Origin of the sequence: Caballeronia cordobensis (assembly GCF_001544575.2) — a bacterium.
Taxonomy (GTDB): Bacteria; Pseudomonadota; Gammaproteobacteria; order Burkholderiales; family Burkholderiaceae; genus Caballeronia; species Caballeronia cordobensis.
In genome coordinates this window covers 1-2,900 of record NZ_FCNY02000058.1, presented here as the reverse complement: position 1 = coordinate 2,900, position 2,900 = coordinate 1, and the positions used below count along the sequence as shown (strand labels likewise).

At 62.4% G+C, this 2,900-nt stretch carries 1 protein-coding gene; it reads right to left on the bottom strand.

Translation table 11 applies throughout. The features are described 5' to 3' along the window. Nucleotides 1–2,900, bottom strand: a 2,900-nt coding sequence (locus tag AWB70_RS38025; RefSeq protein ID WP_143281754.1) for a non-ribosomal peptide synthetase, incomplete at both ends; no start/stop codon positions are given.

Sequence of the window (2,900 nt, the reverse complement as noted above, 5' to 3'; positions counted from 1 at the left end):
TGCTCTTGCTGAGTCGCCCCAAGCCGGGCTTGCGCGACCAGATCGCGGAAGTGTTGAGCCGTGCCGAGCGCGTGCGCGCGGTCATCGAGCAGGGCGCTGATCTCTTTCTGAATCACCTCCAGCGTGACGTGATCGCCGATCAGGTGATGCCACACGAGCAACGCGAGCCAGCGCCCGGTGCCGGGTTCCTTCGCAACCGTGAGCCGCAGCAGCGGGGCCTGATCCAGCGGCAGACGCTGTGAACGGGCATCGAACTGGCGGGCCAGTTGTTCGACAGCATCGAGTTCGATCTCGCGCAGCGCGGCCGGTGCATGACGCAGGACGACTTGTGCGGGTGTACTGAGGCCATCGTGAATGAACGCGGTGCGCAGAATGTCGTGCCGCTCGATGATCTGTTGCAGGGCATCGAACCAGGCATCGAAACGCGCGCGGCTATCGAAAGCGATGCGCGCGGTCTGCAGATACGGATCGCCTTCGGTGGTCAGCATGTGATGGAACAGAATGCCTTCCTGAAGCGGCGCAAGCGCGTAGATATCTTGCACGTTACGGATGCCGCCGGGCACGTGCGCGACGATGCGATCGATATCGGTTTGCGTCAGTGCGATGAGCGGCAGCATGGCCGGGGTGAGCGCGGTGGTATCGGACGTGATGGCATTGGGCGGCACGACGATATCGGCGGCGATCGCGCCGTGTTCGAGCGAAGCGGCAAGCGCGCTGAGCACAGGCGTGGCGAAGAGATCGCGCACGTTGGCGTGCAGGCCGATGCGGCGCATGCGCTCGACAAGCGTCACAGCAAGCAGCGAGTGTCCGCCGAGGGAGAAGAAGTTGTCTTGCCGGCCGACGCGTTCGAGGCCGAGCAACTCGGCCCACAACTCGGCGAGCGCGGTTTCGGTTTCGCCTTGCGGCGCTTCGAAGGGGCGCAGCGCGAAGGCATCGGCTTGCGGGTCGGGCAGCGCGTGACGATCGAGCTTGCCATTGGGCGTGAGGGGCAGTGCATCGAGCGTGACGAAGGCTGAAGGCACCATGTAGTCGGGCAAGTGCGAGGCGAGATGTTCACGCAGGATGCTGACATCGGTATCGGCGAGCAGCGTGATATAGGCGACGAGTTGTTTATCCTGCGAGTCTTCATGCCGTGCGCGGGCGATGACTACCGCTTCGCGCACCGACGGATGCGCGACGAGTTGCGCTTCGATCTCGCCGAGTTCGATACGGAAGCCGCGAATCTTGACCTGATGATCGTTGCGGCCGAGGAACTCGATATTGCCATCGGCGCGATAGCGGGCGAGGTCGCCGGTGCGGTACATGCGCGTGCCTGCTATGAAGGGGCTGGCGACGAACCGTTGCGCAGTAAGCGCAGCGCGCCGCAGATACCCTTCTGCAAGGCCCGCACCGCCGATATAAAGTTCACCCGTCACGCCAATCGGCAAGGGGCGCAGGTATTCATCGAGCACGTAGGCCTGCGTGTTGGCGAGCGGCTGTCCGATGGGAATCGACATGCCGTAGGGGATGGCTTCGTTCAGCGTATGAGTCAGCACGCCCACGGTCGTTTCGGTCGGGCCGTAGTGATTGAGGACGCGCATGCCGGGCTTGAGTGCTTGCAGCGACAGAATCCAGTCGGATCGCGTTGCTTCGCCGCCAAGCACGAGCAGTTGCGTCGGCAATGCGGGCGGCGTTTCGAGCGTGACGTCCACGAGCGCGCGCAGATGACCCGGCACGATCTTCAGAACGCCGATATCGCGTTGACGCATGTACTGCCCGAACAGGTAGCTATCGGTCGTGCGCTCGTTCGACAGCACATGCAGTTCATGACCTGCCGCCAATGCACCGAACAGGATCGTATTGCCGAGATCGGTGGCAATGGTCGAAGCGAGCGCCATTTTGCTCTGCGCCGGCACGTCCATTTTTGCGAGCACGCCGCTCAGATAGTTGCCAAGGTTCCGGTGACTGAGAACGACACCCTTGGGCTTGCCGGTCGAGCCGGAGGTATAGATCACATAAGCCGCGCTCCGCGGATGCGTTTCGACCGCCGGTGCAGTGGCGGGGCGGGCGTCGATCAACATCGCGTCGGTATCGATGCAGACGATGGGAACGTTCTGCGCAACATCTGACAGTCGATCGAGAAGCCGGGTCTCGGTAACGAGCAGGGACACGTGCGCGTCGTCGAGCATGTATCCGAGGCGCTCGGTGACGGACGTGGGATCGAGCGGCACATAAGCGCCGCCGGCTTTGAGTATCGCCATCAACGCGACGATCATGCTGATGCCGCGCTCCATGCACAGCGCGACGCGATCTTCCGGCCCGACGCCAAGCGCGATCAGATGATGCGCGAGCCGATTGGCGCGTGCGTTGAGTTGCGCATACGTGAGCGATTCGTCCTCGAAGACGAGTGCGATTGCATCGGGTGTCTTCTCGACTTGCTGTTCGAAGAGTTGATGAATGCACAGATGCTCGGGATAAGCGGCAGCCGTGTCATTCCAGCTTTCGAGCAGCGCGTGTTCTTCAGGCAGCACGAGTTCGAACGCATGCAACGGTGCATCGGGTTGATGGAGTGCTTGTTCGAGCAAGCGAGTGAAGCGCTCGCCAAAGCGAACGATGGTGCGCTCATCAAAGAGATCGGTGGCGTAACTGATGCCGCCCGCAAAGCGGTCTTGCGCGTGCGTCAGATTCAGCGTGATATCGAACTTGGCACCGGCTTCTGAAGGAGGCAGCACCTCAAGCGTAAGGCCGGGCAGGGCGAGCGGCTCCATCGGCGCGTTCTGCAACACGAACATCACCTGGAACAGCGCCGTGCGGCTGGTATCGCGAACCGGCGCGAGCGCTTCAACGAGCTTCTCGAAGGGCAGATCCTGATGCGCGTAAGCGGCAAGGGTCGTATCGCGTACTTGTGCAAGCAAGGTGCG